At 65.3% G+C, this 16,300-nt stretch carries 18 protein-coding genes; 6 read left to right on the forward strand and 12 right to left on the reverse strand.

Annotated features, from left to right (window positions below):
- Positions 1 to 38 precede the first annotated feature (38 nt).
- The 7 genes from C7451_RS04205 to C7451_RS04235 all read right to left on the reverse strand — a co-directional run bounded on the left by C7451_RS04205 (position 39) and on the right by C7451_RS04235 (position 4,970).
- Positions 39 to 968: an NAD(P)/FAD-dependent oxidoreductase gene (locus tag C7451_RS04205; RefSeq protein WP_110297733.1), complete on the reverse strand. Its 930-nt coding sequence runs from the start codon at positions 966 to 968 to the stop codon at positions 39 to 41.
- Between the two features lie 4 nt (positions 969 to 972).
- Positions 973 to 1,563, reverse strand: coding sequence for a methionine biosynthesis protein MetW (metW, locus tag C7451_RS04210; protein ID WP_110297734.1), 591 nt, complete (start codon positions 1,561 to 1,563; stop codon positions 973 to 975).
- Positions 1,560 to 2,729: a homoserine O-acetyltransferase MetX gene (metX, locus tag C7451_RS04215; protein ID WP_110297735.1), complete on the reverse strand. Its 1,170-nt coding sequence runs from the start codon at positions 2,727 to 2,729 to the stop codon at positions 1,560 to 1,562. The genes metW and metX overlap by 4 nt, the downstream gene beginning before the upstream one ends.
- 72 nt (positions 2,730 to 2,801) lie before the next feature.
- The gene (locus C7451_RS04220; protein ID WP_110297981.1) at positions 2,802 to 3,197 is read right to left on the reverse strand and encodes a cupin domain-containing protein; all 396 of its coding nucleotides are present in this window, start codon (positions 3,195 to 3,197) and stop codon (positions 2,802 to 2,804) included.
- A 26-nt stretch (positions 3,198 to 3,223) separates the two neighbouring features.
- Positions 3,224 to 3,622 (reverse strand): VOC family protein, encoded by a 399-nt coding sequence (locus tag C7451_RS04225; RefSeq protein ID WP_110297982.1) that lies wholly within the window; start codon positions 3,620 to 3,622, stop codon positions 3,224 to 3,226.
- Positions 3,623 to 3,626: 4 nt separating this feature from the next.
- A complete protein-coding gene (gene hemF, locus C7451_RS04230) occupies positions 3,627 to 4,481 on the reverse strand; it encodes an oxygen-dependent coproporphyrinogen oxidase (RefSeq protein WP_110297983.1) in 855 nt (284 codons plus the stop codon).
- Between the two features lie 27 nt (positions 4,482 to 4,508).
- Positions 4,509 to 4,970 carry a tRNA (cytidine(34)-2'-O)-methyltransferase gene (locus C7451_RS04235; protein WP_110297736.1) on the reverse strand — a complete coding sequence of 154 codons (462 nt, stop codon included), beginning with the start codon at positions 4,968 to 4,970 and terminating at the stop codon, positions 4,509 to 4,511.
- Positions 4,971 to 5,223: 253 nt separating this feature from the next.
- Here C7451_RS04235 and petA point away from each other — a divergent pair, with 253 nt between their 5' ends.
- The 4 genes from petA to C7451_RS04255 all read left to right on the forward strand — a co-directional run bounded on the left by petA (position 5,224) and on the right by C7451_RS04255 (position 8,600).
- Positions 5,224 to 5,796: a ubiquinol-cytochrome c reductase iron-sulfur subunit gene (petA, locus tag C7451_RS04240; RefSeq protein WP_110297737.1), complete on the forward strand. Its 573-nt coding sequence runs from the start codon at positions 5,224 to 5,226 to the stop codon at positions 5,794 to 5,796.
- A 12-nt stretch (positions 5,797 to 5,808) separates the two neighbouring features.
- Entirely contained in the window at positions 5,809 to 7,104 is a 1,296-nt protein-coding gene (locus C7451_RS04245) for a cytochrome b (RefSeq protein ID WP_110297738.1), read from the forward strand.
- A gap of 30 nt (positions 7,105 to 7,134) precedes the next feature.
- Complete coding sequence (locus C7451_RS04250) at positions 7,135 to 7,977, forward strand: cytochrome c1 (protein ID WP_110297739.1); 843 nt, start codon at positions 7,135 to 7,137, stop codon at positions 7,975 to 7,977.
- Between the two features lie 320 nt (positions 7,978 to 8,297).
- A complete protein-coding gene (locus C7451_RS04255) occupies positions 8,298 to 8,600 on the forward strand; it encodes a hypothetical protein (RefSeq protein ID WP_110297740.1) in 303 nt (100 codons plus the stop codon).
- Positions 8,601 to 8,619: 19 nt separating this feature from the next.
- Here the strand turns inward: C7451_RS04255 and C7451_RS04260 are convergent, their stop codons facing one another.
- From C7451_RS04260 to hemC, 5 genes are all read right to left on the reverse strand, one after another.
- A complete protein-coding gene (locus C7451_RS04260) occupies positions 8,620 to 10,758 on the reverse strand; it encodes a transglycosylase domain-containing protein (RefSeq protein ID WP_110297741.1) in 2,139 nt (712 codons plus the stop codon).
- 84 nt (positions 10,759 to 10,842) lie between these two features.
- A complete protein-coding gene (locus C7451_RS04265) occupies positions 10,843 to 11,466 on the reverse strand; it encodes an NTP transferase domain-containing protein (protein ID WP_110297742.1) in 624 nt (207 codons plus the stop codon).
- Positions 11,467 to 11,484: 18 nt separating this feature from the next.
- Positions 11,485 to 12,390, reverse strand: coding sequence for a mitofilin family membrane protein (locus tag C7451_RS04270; RefSeq protein ID WP_110297743.1), 906 nt, complete (start codon positions 12,388 to 12,390; stop codon positions 11,485 to 11,487).
- Positions 12,387 to 13,109: a uroporphyrinogen-III synthase gene (locus C7451_RS04275; RefSeq protein WP_110297744.1), complete on the reverse strand. Its 723-nt coding sequence runs from the start codon at positions 13,107 to 13,109 to the stop codon at positions 12,387 to 12,389. Before C7451_RS04275 ends, C7451_RS04270 begins: the two co-directional genes overlap by 4 nt.
- Positions 13,109 to 14,089: a hydroxymethylbilane synthase gene (gene hemC, locus C7451_RS04280; RefSeq protein ID WP_244181582.1), complete on the reverse strand. Its 981-nt coding sequence runs from the start codon at positions 14,087 to 14,089 to the stop codon at positions 13,109 to 13,111. Before hemC ends, C7451_RS04275 begins: the two co-directional genes overlap by 1 nt.
- Before the next feature lie 40 nt (positions 14,090 to 14,129).
- Between hemC and tsaD the strand changes: the two genes are divergently transcribed.
- Entirely contained in the window at positions 14,130 to 15,320 is a 1,191-nt protein-coding gene (gene tsaD / locus C7451_RS04285; protein ID WP_244181584.1) for a tRNA (adenosine(37)-N6)-threonylcarbamoyltransferase complex transferase subunit TsaD, read from the forward strand.
- On the forward strand, positions 15,317 to 16,300 hold the full coding sequence (locus C7451_RS04295; protein WP_110297745.1) for an NAD(P)H-dependent glycerol-3-phosphate dehydrogenase: 984 nt from the start codon (positions 15,317 to 15,319) through the stop codon (positions 16,298 to 16,300). Before tsaD ends, C7451_RS04295 begins: the two co-directional genes overlap by 4 nt.

Raw genomic sequence — 16,300 nt, forward strand, 5'->3', positions numbered from 1 at the left:
CGGCCCCGGCGCGATCGTCTGATCTTCGGGCGAACCGACTAGCGCAGCATCGCTGCCGCAAGCGTCCGGCCCGAGACCCAGGCGCTCTCGATCCGGGGTCCGACCAGCCAGTCGCCGCACACCCCCAGCCTCGATCCTTCATCCCACAGCAGCGTCCGGCCCGCCGCGCCCGACAGCGCGTAGCGCCAGCGATGCGCCTGGACGACCACTGTGTCCGGAAGTGCAGATCGAGTGGCCCGCGCCAGATCCGTCATCAGCGCGGCGATCACATCGCCGGCCTCGTCTTCCAGATGCTCGGTCGACCAGTCCGGCGACGCCTGGATCACCCAGCTTTCCGGCCCCGTGCGACCCGGCTTGGCGCTGTTGCGCGCGGCCCAGCCGATGGCGCCGTCATTGCGCAGCACATCCGCCGCATGATCGACCCGATCGGCGAACGCCGCCATCACTGTCCAGCAAGGCTTCGACACGGTCTGCTCGGCGAGCGCTGCCCATTCGGGAGCGTGCTCATCCAGCAGTGGCGCAACCTGTTCGGCCGGAACCGCGACGATTGCGGCATCGAAAATCTCGTCACCCTCGGCATGCGTCAGACGCCAGCCCGTGCCTTCGCGCGCGATGCTTTCGATCCGGCAATTCCAGCGGACGTCATGCGGGGCAGCCTCGGCCTTGATGATGGCGTTCATTCCCGGCATACCAACCCAGGCATTTTCATCCGCAGCCGGCCAGCGCGCGACGATGCCGTCCGCCTCCCAGCGTGTCACGGTTTCGGCAAAACCCGGATCGCGCACGGTGAAATATTGCGCGCCATGATCGAAGAACGCCATTCCCTGTGGGGTTTCGGTGCGCCGCGTCGACATGCGGCCACCCGGTCCCCGCGCCTTGTCGAACAGGGTGATGGCATGACCTGCATCCGCCAGGTGCCGCGCGGCGGTCAGCCCGGCCAGACCCGCTCCGATAATCCCGATTTTCATCGTTTCAGCGCCTCAACAGGAAGACCGCGTGTTCGGCCAGCAGATTGGCCATGCCGCGCGCGGTGGGCTTGCCGCCCGAAAGGAACCACTCGCCATCGCAGGTCCAGCCGCGCGATGCGATGAGATCCCGGAAATCGTCAATGCTGACGTGATGGATATTGGGCGTGTCGTACCAGCTTTCGGGCAGCAGCCGGGTGACTGGCATCCTGCCCTGCGTGAGCAGTGACAGGCGGATGCGCCAATGGGCGAAATTGGGGAAGCTGACGAACGCCTGCCGCCCGATCCGCAGCAGTTCCTCCAGCACCAGATGCGGCGCACGCGTCGTCTGCAGCGTCTGGCTGAGAATCGCATAGTCGACACTGTCCGAAGGATAATCGGCAAGATCGGTGTCGGCATCGCCCTGGATGACCGAAAGCCCGCGCGTCACCGCCGCGCTGACATTGGTAGGGTTCAGCTCCAGCCCGCGTGCGCTGACCCCGGCCCTGTCGCGCAGCGCCGCCATCAGCGCACCATCGCCGCAACCGACATCGAGCACGCGCGCGCCGGCGGTCACATTCTCGGCAATGATCTGAAGGTCGGGGCGCAATGCGCTCATGGATTGGCCCCGGCGCGAAGGAAGCCATCGACGATCCGGTTCATTTCGGGGCAGTCGAGCAGGAAGGCATCATGGCCGAAGGGTGAGGACAGCTCGACGAAGCTGACCTCTGCGCCTGCGGCATTGAGCGCGTGGACGATACGGCGCGATTCTGCAGTGGGATAGAGCCAGTCGGTATCGAAGCTGATCAGGCAGAAGCGCGTCTTCGTGCCCATGAAGGCATTGGCCAGCACGCCGTCATAGGGCTCGGCAAGGTCGAAATAGTCCATCGCGCGGGTAATGTAGAGATAGCTGTTGGCGTCGAACCGGTCGACAAAGCTGATGCCCTGGTGACGCAGATAGCTCTGGATCTGGAAATCCGCATCGAAGCCGAAGCCGCTGCCGCTGCAGTCCTGGCTGGCACCCTGGCCACTGCGATCCTGCAAGCGGCGCCCGAATTTCTCGGTCAGCCCCGCCTCGGACAGATAGGTGATATGCGCCGCCATGCGCGCCACGGCCAGGCCCGATGCCGGAACGTCGCCATCGGCATAATAGGCGCCCTTGCGCCAGCGCGGATCGGCCATGATCGCCTGACGACCGACCTCGTGAAACGCGATATTCTGTGCCGAATGGCGCGCGGTCGAGGCGATGACCAGAGCCGCGCGCACCCGATCGGGATAGAGCACCGGCCAGCTGATCGCCTGCATGCCCCCCATCGACCCGCCGATCACGGCGGACAGCACCGGAATACCGAGATAATCGAGCAGCAGCGCCTGCGCGCGGACCATGTCTGCGATCGAGAGGACCGGAAAGTCCATGCCCCAGGGCTCGCCCGTGGCGGGGTTGACCGTCGCCGGGCCCGACGAACCCATGCAGCTGCCGATCACATTGGCGCAGATGATGAAGTCGCGCGCCGGATCGACCGGCTTGCCTTCCCCCACCAGCCGCTGCCACCAGCCAGGCTTGCCGGTGATCGGGTGGGTCGAGGCGACATACTGGTCCCCGGTCAGCGCATGGCAAATCAGGATCGCGTTGCTCTTGTCGGCATTGAGCGCGCCATAGGTTTCATAGGCGATCTGCACCGGCGCAAGCGCCGCTCCGCAATCGAGCGGCAACGGCCCGAGCAGCGTGATCCGCCGGTCGAGACCGAAGCGTTCGTCAAGAAGAGGGGCAGATGCACTCGCCATGGGCGGCGGGATTGGCGGCAAGCCGTGCGGCTGTCAATGGGTGACGAGGAAGAGCGGCGGCCCCGACGCGCCTCATCGTGCGCGGTGTACGGTCCCCATGCCTGCGGTGATGAACAAGGCCGTCGCCTCGCCGGCGACATCTGCCGTGTGCCAGACGCCGGGCGGGTTGATCGCATAGTCGCCGGGGCCAAGCTCCAGCGTCCTCACCGATCCGTCGGCTGCTTCCTGGTGCAGCGTCATATGGCCCGCTAGGCACAGCACCATTTCATCGCCGTTCGGGTGCATTTCCCACATCGTCCATGGCTCGTTGAAGGTGAACTGGGAAACCAGCCGCCCTTCCGCGCCGTCACTGGCGGTCCGCGCTTCATAATCGGCATACCATTGCATGCCGGTCATCGCAGATTGCGGCAGCGCGCGTGCATCCAAGCCCAGATGCACAGGGGCGGTGTGGATCGAGTGGACCGTCATCAACAGGCTCCCTTTGCGCCGGATCTTCAACCTGAAAAGAAGTTCAGCTCCAGCAATACGCCATTGGGGTCGAGCGTGAACAGCTGCCGCAGGCCATTGGCCTTGACCTCGCTGGCCGAATATTGCGCACCGCGGGCCTTCAGTTTCGCTTCCACGGCGTCGAAACCCTGGCAGCGGAAGGCGATATGGTGAATCGAACCGGTGGGGCCGGACACTATTTCGCGGTCGAAGCGACGAGGGCAATCGACGCTGTTGATGTGGATGACCGCCTGGCCGTTGCGGTCATAGGCCCAGCGCGCATTCTCGGGCGTCAGCGGCGGCGGGGCCAGCCGGATGTCGAGATCTAGCAGTTCTGCATAAAACTGCGCCGTGCCCATGAGGTCATCGGCAACGATATTGACATGGTCCAGCCGCTCGACGGTCATCACGTCATTCCCACACTGCTTCAGGTGGCAGGCTCATCAGGATCGCGTCGATATTGCCGCCGGTCTTGAGGCCGAACAATGTCCCCCGGTCATGGATCAGGTTGAATTCGGCATAGCGGCCGCGCCAGACCAGCTGCTGGTGCTTTTCTGCCGGCGAAAATTCCTGACCCATGCGGCGGCGGACCAAAGCGGGGAAAATGTCGAGAAACGCGCGGCCGACATCCTGCGTGAAGGAAAAATTGGCGTCGAACGCCGCCTCGTCCGGGCACTCCAGGTGATCGTAGAAAATGCCGCCCACGCCGCGGTGCACGCCTCTGTGGGGGATGTAGAAATAGTCGTCCGCCCATGCTTTGAACTTCGCGTGATAGTCCGGATTGTGCTTGTCGCACGCGGCCTGCATCCGGGCGTGAAAATCATCCGTATCTTGCGCGTAAGGCAAAGGTGGGTTGAGATCGGCTCCACCGCCGAACCATGCCTTGGTGGTCACAAGAAAACGGGTGTTCATATGCACCGCAGGCACGTGCGGATTCGACATATGGGCGACCAGGCTTATTCCGGTCGCAAAGAAGCGCGGGTCATCGCCCGCGCCGTGGATCGATTTGGCGAACTCCTCGCTGAACCGGCCCTCGACGGTCGACACGTTGACGCCTGCCTTTTCGAAGACCTTGCCCTTGATAAGCCCGCGCACGCCGCCACCGCCCGGCGATCCGTCCGCCTCGGTCCGCTCCCAGGGGGTGTATTCGAAGCTCGCGTCGCTGCCCGCTTCGCGCTCGATCGCAGTGAACTCGGCGCAGATCGCATCGCGCAGGCTTTCGAACCAGGCGCGGGCCTTTGGCTTGTGTTCGGTCCAGTCAGTCATCGCGCTCCCCTTTTCGGTGATGGCCAATCACGCCTCACCCAGTCTTCGTGTCTGCCGCAGTGCTTCGCCCAGCGCAATGCCGGTGGCCACCGATATGTTCAGCGATCGGACACCCGGCGTCATCGGAATGGTCGTCTGAAGGTCGCAGGCATCGCGCACGTGATCCGGAACGCCGGCGCTTTCAGAGCCCATCAGCAGGATGTCGTTGTCTTGAAATGCGGTGCGATAGATGCTGTGCGAAGCCTTGCTGCTCATCAGCACGAGCCGTGCGCCGCTGTCGCGCACAAACGCCTGAAAGCTCGGCCAGTCGGTGTGGCGGGTCATCGCGGCCAGCGGGCCATAATCCATCGCCGCCCGCTTCAGCCGCTTGTCGTCGAACACGAAACCGCACGGCTCGATGATTTCGACCGGAACCCCCATGCATGCAGCCAGCCGCAGGATGGCACCGACATTCCCGGCAATTTCAGGTTGGTACAGGGCAATCCGCATCGTGCCTTCATAGCGCGTGCGTCGCGGCTGTCACCGGGGGCGGAGGCCCGGAAGGAAAAAATGGTTGATGACAGGGGCATGATAGATGGCCGCTATGCAGCAAAGCCCCAATTTCCTTGTTGGCAAGATGACGATTTTGCGTCTATCTGGCGCGCAATCATGCGGACGGGCCAGGGGCAAAGCCGTGCCATGCCGCTTCCTACATCGATAATAAACGTATCCTTTTCAATAACTTGAGGGTCAGGTTAGCGACATGGCAGAACAAGTCACGATGAATCAGGATGGCACCGCTGCCGTCGAATCCGATGGCGTCCGCCGCCGCGATTTCATCAATATCGCCGCCGTCAGCTTTGCTGGCGTGGGTGGTGCCACCGTGCTCATCCCGCTGATCACGCAGATGGCGCCCAGCAAGGACGTGCTCGCGCTGTCCTCGACCGAAGTCGACATTTCGGCGGTGCAACCCGGTCAGGCGATCAAGACCGTGTTTCGAAAACAGCCCGTGTTCATCCGCAACCTGACGCCCGCGGAAATCGCTGCGGCGGACAAGGTGCCGGTGGATTCGCTGCGCGACCCGCAGACTCTGGAAGAGCGCACCGTCGACGGCAAGACCAACTGGCTGGTCACGCTGGGCGTCTGCACCCATCTGGGTTGCGTGCCGCTGGGCGCAGCGCAGGGTGAGGTAAAGGGCGAATTCGGCGGCTATTTCTGCCCGTGCCATGGTTCGCACTATGATACCGCCGGCCGCATCCGCAAGGGTCCGGCGCCGGCCAACCTTGAAGTGCCGGAATTCGCGTTCCTGTCAGATACTGTCATCAAGATCGGTTGAGGAGCATAAGAGATGAGCTTTTCCTGGGCCAAGCACTACGAACCGAAGTCCGATCTGACCAAATGGCTGGATGAGCGCCTGCCGCTCCCCCGTCTGGTCTACGGCGCCATCGGCGGCGGCTATCCTGTGCCGCGCAACCTCAACTATTTCTGGAATTTCGGCGTGCTCGCCGGGATCGCCCTGACGATCCAGATCGTCACCGGCATCATCATGGCGATGCACTATGCGCCCAACGCGCTGGTCGCCTTCGATTCCACCGAGCACATCATGCGCGACGTGAACTGGGGCTGGATGCTGCGCTATGCGCACGCCAACGGCGCCAGCTTCTTCTTCATCGTCGTCTACATCCACATCTTTCGCGGCCTCTATTTCAGCTCTTACAAGGCGCCGCGCGAAATGATCTGGCTGCTCGGCCTGGTCATCTTCCTGCTGATGATGGCGACCGCCTTCATGGGCTATGTGCTTCCCTGGGGTCAGATGAGCTTCTGGGGTGCCAAGGTGATCACCGGCCTGTTCGGCGCGATCCCGCTGGTCGGCGAGCCGATCCAGCAGTGGCTGCTGGGCGGATTTGCGCCTGACAATGCTGCGCTGAACCGCTTCTTCTCGCTGCACTATCTGCTGCCGTTCGTCATTGCCGGTGTCGTCATCCTGCACATCTGGGCGCTGCACATTCCCGGTTCGTCGAACCCGACCGGCGTGGAAGTGAAGCAGGAATCGGACACCGTGCCGTTCCACCCCTATTACACGGCAAAGGACGGTTTCGGCCTGGGCGTGTTCCTGATCCTGTTCTGCTCGGTGCTGTTCTTCGCGCCGAACGCGCTGGGTCACCCGGACAACTACATCCCCGCCAACCCGCTCTCGACCCCGGCGCACATCGTTCCCGAATGGTATTTCTGGCCGTTCTACGCGATCCTGCGCGCCTTCACCTTCGACTTCTTCATCGTGCCGGCCAAGCTGCTCGGTGTGCTGGCGATGTTCGCATCGATCCTGCTGCTGTTCTTCCTGCCCTGGCTCGATCGTTCGCCCGTCCGTTCGGGCAACTATCGCCCGCTTTTCCGCACCTTCTTCATCATCCTGGTGCTGGACGTGCTGCTGCTCGGCTATCTGGGCGGTGCACCGGCTGAAGAACCCTATGTGATGCTCAGCCAGCTGGCTTCGGCTTATTATTTCGCACACTTCCTGATCATCCTGCCGATCATCTCGAAGATCGAAAAGCCCAAGCCGCTGCCCTTCTCGATCACGGAAAGCGTGCTCGGCAAGGCCAGCTCCGGCACGGCAGGCGGCCCTGTGCTGCAGCCGGCCGAATAAGCCCAGACGCTAAAAGGAAAGTCATTCGACATGATTCGCATTGGTGCATTTTTGGTCGGGCTGTTCTTCAGCGGCTGGCTGCTGGTCTCCTTCGGTGTCGGTGCGGCCGCCTATATCAGCGAGCCGCCCCAGCCGACGGCAGAGCATGAATTCCACCTCCACCCCAAGAAGCTGGCGCTGAGCAGTGATGGCCCGATGGGCAAGTTCGATCGTCAGCAGCTGCAGCGCGGCTTCCAGGTCTACAAGGAAGTCTGCTCGGCCTGCCACTCGATGCGTCTGGTCGCGTTCCGCAACCTGACCGAGCTTGGCTATACCGAAGACGAAGTGAAGGCGATCGCTGCCAACTGGCCGACCCAGACGCCGTCGATCGACCCGGCCACGGGCGAGCCGACCACGCGTCCGTCGATCGCTTCGGATTACATCCCCTCGCCGCACGCGAACGAAACTGCAGCGCGCGCCGCCAATAACAACGCCCTGCCGCCTGATCTTTCGCTGATCACCAAGGCGCGTCACGGCGGTGCGGCCTATGTCTATTCGCTGCTCACCGGTTATCAGGAGCCGCCGGCGGAACTCGCCAAGAAGTTCCCCGACGCGATGCCGGGACCGGGCCTCAACTACAATCCGTACTTCGCGAACCTGAACATCGCGATGGCCAACCCCCTGGGCAGCGACGGCATCGTCACCTATTCGGACGGCACCAACGCCACCCGCGAACAGATGGCCAAGGACGTCGCCGCGTTCCTGGTGTGGACCGCCGAGCCCACGCTCGAAAAGCGCCACCAGACCGGCTGGGCCGTGCTGATCTTCCTGATCATCGCGACGGGGCTGGGCTATATGGCCTATCGCAACGTCTGGGCAGGCGTGAAGCACTGAGCTTTACGACGCTTCGAACCACTGACAACCGATCCGGCCCGGCAGCGCAAGCTTCCGGGCCGGATTGCGTTTGGGGGTGTGCGATCAGCGCGCCACGTTCCCCTCTCCCCTCGAGGGAGAGGGTTGCGAAGCCTTATGAGCGCAGCGAATTAGGCGAAGCTGGGAGAGGGGGCCGTGCACGCACGCGGCCGTAATAGCGAGGTCTTCGACAGGCTCAGGCTGAGCGGTGGTGGGGCGGTTCAGAACCTAAACTGGCCGAGACTTGCCATTCTGCCTGTGACGCTGTTGCGGATATTGGCGCATTCTGCCAATTTGAATCAATGTTTGAAGACGAGATCGTCGAGAAGTTGCGCCGCCTTGAGGTGACTGATTGTCACCAAGAGCGCAACTCTCTCGCATTGGAGCTTTCTGATACAAAAGACCCCCGGCTTTTTGATTCACTCGTCAGGCTGATCCAGCGACCTGAACTCTTGAACAATCGCGGCACGCTGCTGTATTGCCTCGAAAACTACGATTGTTCGTCAATCGTCGATCTGCTGGTACATCTCGTTGAGACCGGAAATTTTGAAGTGTCAGCAGCGGCGGAGATCATCTTGGACGAGCAGCGGCTTCGCCAACCGTAATACGCCCTCCGCACCCAGCCTACTGCCCCTCATCCTCATCGCGCAGCCTCGGCGCCGCCCGATCCTCCTGCGGGTTCGGTGGAGGCCTGCGCACCGGGGGCCTGGGTTCGGCCTGGCGGACCTGCGGGCGCTGCGGCGGGGTGTCGCGGCCCAGCGCGCGATCGATGAAATTCTCGTCGAGCCGCTCGGGCTGCTGCACCTCGCCGGGGATGCCGCCGCCGGTCTGGGGGAGGCCGGGGCCTGCGCCGGGCTCAATGGCATTGCCGTTCTCGTCGATGAAGATGACATCGTCGGGCGAGCCGAAATAGGCCTCGTCATCGGGCTCCAGCTCCGATTCGGGCAGGGTGGGCTCGGTCTCGAACGGCTCCACCTTGCGCTTGGCGACAGCCACCTTCATGAACGCGGCGAAGGCGCGCGCGGGCGCGGTGCCGCCCTGCAGGCCGCCCACCGGCCTTGCATCGTCCCGGCCCATCCACACACCGGTGGTGATGCCGCTCGAAAAGCCGAGGAACCAGCCGTCCTTGTTGCTGTTCGTTGTCCCGGTCTTGCCAGCAACCGGACGGCCAATTTGCGCCGCGCGACCCGTGCCGACGTTCACGGCGGTCTGCAGCAGGTCGGTCATCCCGGCGGTGACATAGGGGGGGACGAGCACCTGGCTCAGGTCTGCCTCATGCTGGTACAGAAGCTCGCCCTTGCTCGTCGTGACCTTGGTAATGCCATAGGGCTGGATTGCGACGCCGCCCGAGCTGACCCCGGCAAACGCGCGCACCATGTCGATCACGCGCACCTCGGACGATCCCAGCACCATCGAGGGCAGGGTGGTGATCGGGGTGGTGATGCCGAAGCGGCGGGCCATGTTGGCGATGGTGCTGGTGCCGACATCCTCGCCGATGCGTGCGGCAACGGTGTTCTTCGAATAGGCAAAGGCGGTGCGCAGCGAGATGTCGCCGGCATAGCTGCCGCCGCTGTTGCGCGGGGTCCAGCCGCCGATCGTAATCGGCGCGTCGGTGACGATATCCTCGGGCTTGTAGCCCGCCTCGAGCGCCGACATGTAGACGAACAGCTTCCAGGCCGATCCCGGCTGGCGCAGCGCGCTGGTGGCGCGGTTGTAATTGGAGGTGACGTAATCGGTGCCGCCGACCATCGCACGCACCGCGCCGTCCCGGTCGAGCGCGACCAATGCGCCCTGCGCGCCGCCAGGCACATAGGCCTGGATCGCGTTGGTGCCTGCGCGCTGCATGTTGAGGTCCAGCGTTGTCCACACCACGATCGGCTCGCCATTGTCCTCGATCAGCGTATCGAGCTGCGGCAGCGCCCAGTCGGTGAAATAGCGCACCGAATTCTGCGCTTTTTCCGGTGCGAACCTGACCTCTTCCAGATCGGCGCCAGCAGCTTGCGCTGGCGTGATCGTGCCGACATCCTGCATCACCTGCAGCACCACGCCGGCACGGCCGATCGCAGCTTCCGTATCTGCGGTGGGCGAATAGCGCGACGGGGCCTTGACCAGCCCGGCGATGATCGCGGCCTCGGCCAATGAAAGGCTGGTCGCATCATGGTTGAAGAACTTGCGCGAGGCCGAATCGACGCCATAGGCGCCGCCACCGAAATAGACCTTGTTGAGGTAGAGCTCGAGGATCTGGTCCTTGCTGAACTTCTGCTCGAGCGCGAGCGCGAGAATGCCCTCGCGGATCTTGCGGGTATAGGATCGGCTGTTGCTGAGGAAGATGTTGCGCGCCAGCTGCTGCGTGATCGTCGAGGTCGCGCGCAGCCGGCCGCCGCCGCTCGCGGTGGTGAAGATCGCGCGGCCGATGCCGATCACGTCGACGCCGGGATGATAGGCAAAGCGCCGATCCTCGACCGAGATCATCGCATCCTTCATCACCTGCGGGATGTCCTCGATATCCAGCCATTCGCCGAAGCTGGGGCCGAGCTGCATGATCTCGGTGCCATCGGCGGCCTTGACCAGGATCATCTGGCCATTGGGCGAGGATTTGAGATCGTTGAAGCTGGGCAGCGAGCCCATGACCGTGGCTACCGCGACGACCAGCGCGATCAGCCCGAATATCGAGGCTGCTGCACCGATCTTGACGATGCGCCAGAACCATAGGCGGGCTCCGCTCCTGGGTGCGGACGTACCGCCCTTGTCTTTCACCGCCATGCCGGATTGGCCCCTGTGTTCCCTATTGCGCGCCGTGTCTGGGAGCGGCGGCAAAGTGCCGCTCTATATGCTTTTCGGCTTTCATTATGCTGAATATCGCGTTGATACCGCTGCGCCAAGCCGTTTCCCTGATTCATCAAGCGCATGCGCGCGGGCCCATGCCAGATCTTCGGGCGTGTTCACGTTCATCAGCGCCACCGGGTCGGCAAAATCGACTGCTTGCATGCCGACCGTTTCGCCCAGCCGCTGGAGCGACCAGCGTTCGCAGCACCGCTCCGGCGGGAGCGCGGCCAGCACCGCACGCGCGTCCCACAGTGCAAAGACCGGCTGCCAAGCGCCATCGGTGCGCGCCATGGCGAGCGGACCTTGCGCGGTGAGACGCGCCACCAGATCATGCGGAACAAAGGGGGCATCGACCGGGCAGGTCACAAAACTGTGGCCACCGCCGCGCATCACCGCACCGGCAACCGACCGGATGGCGCCGACCGGTCCAGCCGGTCCCGCGGCATCATCGGGCACATGCGGCAGCCCGGTGGCATGATCGTGCCTTGCCGAGAGCCAGATCGCGGCGGATTGCGGACGCAGACGGTCCAGAACCCGGTCGATCATCCGCTGTCCGCCTATTTCAGCCAGCGCCTTGTCCTCACCCTGCATGCGCTGCGACTGCCCGCCTGCGAGCACGATGGTCAGCGGCAGGGAGTCAGACATGCACCGGGTCTTGCGCGGTCAGTTCGCGGGCGGGGCCAGCGGCGAGGGCTGTTCGATCGGCTGGCCGCTCGCATCGCGCAGGCCGCGCGGTTCGAGGATCGCGGCGCTCTCGATAATGTCGAGCGCGCGGCGCGCTTCGGCATAGCTGCGTGCCTTGGCCATCCAGTCATCGGCCTTGGTGCGGCCGGGCAGCTGCTCGATCTCGGCCAGCGCCGCCTCGACCCGCCCGGCTTCCAGATAGCGTCGTGCGCGCTGCACCCGTTGGGTCGGGGTCTGCGAAACGGTGCCTTCCTGCTCGATTACGAACAGTTCGCGCATCTCGCGCTGCAAGGCATCCCAGAATCCCTCGTTCGTGCCCTGGCCGGATACCAGGGAGGGGCCGATCTCGTCGAGCTGGGCGCGCAGCTGGTCCATCGTCACCGGGTTCTTCGATGCCCGGATGATGGTGGCGACGGCATTGGGCTGGGCCGCGCCGAAGCGCAGCTGCAGCTGTCCTTCCAGATAGCCGAGCGCCGACGCGCGATCGAGCGCGCGGCGCGCGGCAAAGGCGATGAGCAGACCCTCGGCGCGGCCCGCATTGCCCGATGCCGCCTGTGCCTGGACATTGATCAGCGACAACCGGTTTTCCAGCTCGGCGACGCGCTGATCCAGCGCGCCCGGGGGCACCGGGCCAGTCAGCATGCCGGGCGCCATGGCGGGCGGAACCGGGCCCTGGGGCGGGGCGGGAGGTCCTGCGGTAATGACATTGCTGTCGGTCACGGGTTGCGGCGGCGCGGGCTGATCGAACCAGCCCGACCGCGTGAAGATCCAGCCGGAGAGCACGCCGCCGCCGACAAAGGCCAGCAGCAGCATGATCATCAGGGTGCGCCCGCTCGGCCCCTGTCCCTGGCGGAAGGCTCCCTGGCGAGAGGTGTCAACGTTCATTCTGTCTCCGGCATCTTCGCCTGTGGGTCCGCCCCATGCTGGCACAGCATGGCGACCGCGTCCAGCAAGGCCCGGTCATCGGCGGCAGCGGCCACGCGGATCCTGTCCCAGCCCTTGCCTGCTGCATCGAGCAGCGCCGGCGCAAAAAGAGCAAGGCTGATATGGCCGCGATCGATTCCGGCCTGATCCACAAGAGCTCCGAAATGCTGGGCAGCGCGGGCCGAATGGAGCAGCACGATGGCCGGCTCGGCCAGCGCCTTGCGCAGTTCGTCCGGCATCGGCAGCGCGCGCGAGCGGTACACGATACGGGTGTCGATCGCCAGCCGCGTGGCGGGCAGATCGACGCGGTCCTCGCCAGCAAGGCGCAGCACATGCAGATGCCCGTCCTCGACCAGCATCGGCAGCATGGCGGCAAGACCGCCTGTACCCTGTCCGCGCACCTTGAACCCCAGATCGGTTGCCATGCGTGCGGTCTTGCCGCCTACCGCATAGACCGGAACACCCTTGAGGTCGGCCAGCGCCGGACCGCCGTGGCGAAAGACATTGGCGCTGCCGATGAGCAAGGCGTCATAGGCCTGGGGGTCGGCGGGGGTCCATGCCACCGGTTCGATGACGAACAGCGGCGAGATCAATGGATCGTGTCCGGCTGTGCGCAGGCCCTGTGCGGTCGCCATGGCCCCCGGCTGCGGCCGCAGCACGATGATTCTCGGAGCAGCCATCAGCCCGGATCGAACAATTTCGTGATCGTTGCCGGTGCGCGCGCCAGCAGCTCGGCGGCAAGCCGCGCCGGAGCGTCGGCATCGGTGCCGGTAAAGCGGGTTTCGCCGCCGACTTCGTCCGCGCCATCCTCGGAATAGAGTATTGCGCGCAGATGCACCGTATCGCCGTCCATGCGGGCGAGCGCTGCCACCGCAGAATGGCAGTTGCCGCCCAGCGCAAGCAGCAGCGCACGCTCTGCGAACACGCAGATCGAGGTTTCGGCATGGTCGATTCCGCCGACCAGCGCGCGCATCGGTGCATCGTCGCTGCGCACTTCGATGCCCACCGCGCCCTGCGACGGGGCGGGGAGCCAGGTGTCGCTGTCGAGCCGCGCCGATACCATGCCGTCCAGCGTCTCGCCCAGCCGGTCGAGCCCGGCGGCCGCGAGCAGCGTCGCATCGGCCTCGCCTGCCTGCAGCTTGCCAATCCGGGTGGCGACATTGCCGCGGAACAGCACGGTGGTGATGTCCGGACGCATCGACCGGATCTGCGCGGCGCGGCGCGGCGAGCTGGTGCCGAAGCGCGCGCCTTCGGGCAGCGCCTCGATGCTGGTCGCGCCGAGCAGCACGTCGCGCACATCGGCGCGCGGCAGCATCGCGGCGATCAGGAAGGTTTCGGGGCGTACGGTCTCGACATCCTTCATCGAATGCACCGACAGGTCGATTGCCCCGCCGCCCAGCGACCAGTCGAGCTCGCGCGTCCAAAGCGCCTTGCCGCCGACATCGGCGAGCGGTCGGTCGGTAATGCGGTCGCCGCTCGCCACCACGGGCGACAGCTCGACCTGCTCTTCGGCCAATCCCCATCGCTCCCGCAGCGCCGCTGCCGTCATCCGCGCCTGTGCCATGGCGAGCGGCGACGCCCGCGTGCCCAGCCGGATCGGCCTTTGCTCCAGAATTTCCGCTATCCCCTCGGGCAGGCCCGTCATCATCTTATCCGCCATGCCCTTGTGCTAGCGGCGTATGCCGATAAGGGGAAGCCTTATGGCAATCATCCTGGGCATCGAATCGAGCTGCGATGAAAGCGCGGCGGCGCTGATCGGGTCGGACCGGACCATATTGGCGCACCGGCTGGCGGGGCAAGAAGACGCGCACCGCCCCTATGGCGGGGTGGTGCCCGAGATCGCGGCGCGCGCGCATGTGCAGACGCTCACCCCGCTGATCGAGGCGGCGCTCAACGATGCGGGCATGTCACTCGGCGATGTCGATGCGATCGCCGCGACGGCAGGTCCCGGGCTGATCGGCGGGGTTATGGTCGGGCTGGTCACCGCCAAGGCGCTGGCGATGGCGGCAGGCAAGCCGCTGATCGCGGTCAACCATCTGGAGGGCCATGCGCTCTCGCCGCGCCTCGCCGATGCTGCGCTTGAATTCCCCTACATGCTGCTGCTCGTATCAGGCGGGCATTGCCAGATCCTGCGGGTCGATGGCGTGGGCCAGTATCGCAGGCTGGCGACGACCATCGACGATGCGGCGGGCGAGGCGTTCGACAAGACCGCCAAGATCCTGGGCCTGGGCTATCCCGGCGGGCCGAGGGTCGAGGCGCTGGCGAAGACCGGCGACCCGAAGGCGGTTCCGTTGCCGCGCCCGCTGCTCGGAAGCGCGGAGCCGCATTTCTCGTTCGCCGGCCTGAAAAGCGCGGTGCTGCGCGCGGCACAGAGCGGGATGCACCGGCCCGAGGATATAGCGGCGGCATTCCAGCAGGCGGTGGTGGATTGTCTGGTGGATCGGCTGGAAAAGGCGCTTTCGCAGTCGAGTTCAAGCCCCTCCCCGTTTGTCCCGAGCCCTTCGACGCCGCCTGTCGGCGTCGCTCAGGATAAACTTCAGCCTTTGGCTGAAGTCGAGGGACGTGATCGGAACGGTTGTGATGGGTCCCTCGACACGCTCGGGACAAACGGGGGTGGGGTTCCGAGTAAGCCCAAAACCCTGGTCGTCGCAGGCGGGGTGGCGGCGAATGGCGCGATCCGCTCGGCGCTTGAGGCGCTCGCGGCCCGGCACGATATGGGCTTTGTCGCCCCACCGCTATGGCTGTGCACCGACAATGCCGCGATGATCGGCTGGGCTGGCGCGGAGCGGTTCGCGCTGGGCCTCACCGATCCGCTCGATATGCCTGCGCGCCCGCGCTGGCCGCTCGATCCTGAAGCCGAAGCGGCGCGCGGGGCGGGGGTGAAGGCATGAGCAATCGGACCCTGGGTGTGATCGGCGGCGGGGCCTGGGGCACCGCGCTGGCGCAGATGCTGGCGAGCGATGGGCGCGAGGTGCTGCTCTGGGCTTTCGAGACGCCGGTGGTCGAAGAGATCAACCGTGACCACCGCAACAGCCCCTATCTGAGCGGCATAGACCTCAACCCTGCCATCCGCGCAACGGGCAGTCTTTCCGAGCTCGCTGGTCTGCCGCTGTTGCTGGTCGTCACGCCCGCCCAGCATATGCGCCGCGTGCTTGTTGGCTTGCCCGAGGGGCCGGGCGATCTGGTGCTGTGCTGCAAGGGCATCGAGGAAGCGACCGGCGAATTGATGGTCGATACCGCACGCGCTGCCGCGCCGGGCCGGCCGCTCGCCGTGCTTTCCGGCCCGACCTTCGCGCACGAGGTCGCACGCGGCCAGCCGACCGCCGTGACGCTGGCCTGCGCCGATGAGGGGCAATGGGACCGGATCGCGCCGATGGTCTGGCGCCCGGCGTTTCGGCCCTATTTCAGCACCGACATCATCGGCGCGGAGATCGGCGGCGCGGTGAAGAACGTGCTCGCCATCGCCTGCGGCGTGGTCGAGGGGCTGGGCCTGGGCCAGAATGCGCGCGCGGCGCTGATCGCGCGCGGCTTTGCCGAGATGACCCGCTTCGGCCTCGCATGCGGGGCGCAGGCGGAAACCTTGTCGGGCCTGTCGGGCCTCGGCGATCTGGTGCTGACCTGCTCGTCTGTCAGCTCGCGCAATTTTTCGCTCGGCAAGGCGCTGGGCGAGGGGCGCAAGGCGGCGGATGTGCTCGCCGACCGCGCCACGGTGGCCGAAGGCGCGTTCACCGCGCCGGTGCTCCAGCGCGTCGCCAGGGCGCGCGGCGTGGCAATGCCGATCGTCGATACCGTCTGCGCGCTGCTGGCAGGCGACGTAGCGGCGGGCGATGCCGTTGCTGCGCTGCTCGCCCGCCCGCTCACTGCCGAATAG

Source organism: Blastomonas natatoria (genome assembly GCF_003201955.1).
Taxonomy (GTDB): domain Bacteria; phylum Pseudomonadota; class Alphaproteobacteria; order Sphingomonadales; family Sphingomonadaceae; genus Blastomonas; species Blastomonas natatoria.